This is a genomic window from Vibrio sp. 970, from assembly GCF_033339075.1.
The window spans coordinates 1-744 of record NZ_JAWOTW010000253.1 but is presented as its reverse complement, the minus strand read 5'-3'; the positions used below and the strand labels follow the sequence as shown (position 1 = coordinate 744).

The window sequence follows — 744 nt, the reverse complement described above, 5'->3', positions numbered from 1 at the left end:
AACCCGAACTCTCAAGCACAGCTAGGAACAAATACAAACACGCAATGACAGGAATAAAGGTCGCTACCGTTTGGATACCGCCACCAATACCATCGGCAATAACCGTCACAAGCCAAACTGGCAAATGACCATCCAATAGGTGATGACCGCCATCAACCAAAAGTGCGCCAACGCCGATATCAAAGAAATCGATAAATGCACTACCAATGTTAATCGAGAACATAAACATTAGGTACATCACAACAAAGAAGAATGGAATCCCCACCCACTTGTTCAAAATAAACTGATCAAGTTTTTCGGTAACACTGCGGCTGAGTTTGCCTTCACTGCGGCGAACTTTTTTACATTGTTCGTGCAGATGTGTGTATTTGGTATCAGCAACGTGTAAATCAATATCCAAATCTAAAGTCGCAATCGCTTCCAGTACTTTGCTTCTATCAAGATCGGAAAGGCTATTGAGAACCATCGTGTCTTTTTCTAGAGCACGAATCGCTAATGCACGATGAGAAACGGTTTGATCGTTAAATAGAGAAGAAATATTCTCGATCGCTGCTTCCATCTTATCGCCGTAATTCAAAGAGCGGTCTTTTAGCGCAACACCCTGAACTATGGCTTTGTGGAGCTTTTCTTTAAACTCAGCAACTTGTGCTTTATTAGTGGCAGACAAACTGATCACTGGGCAACCTAACGTCTTTTCTAACTCGGCAATGTTGATCATCTGACGTTCACGCTTTAACGCATCCA

The 744-nt window shown here is 42.6% G+C and carries 1 pseudogene; it reads right to left on the bottom strand.

Going from position 1 to position 744, the window contains the following annotated elements:
- Positions 1-744 (bottom strand): annotated as a pseudogene (locus R7Q11_RS26005) (ferrous iron transporter B); the annotation flags it as partial.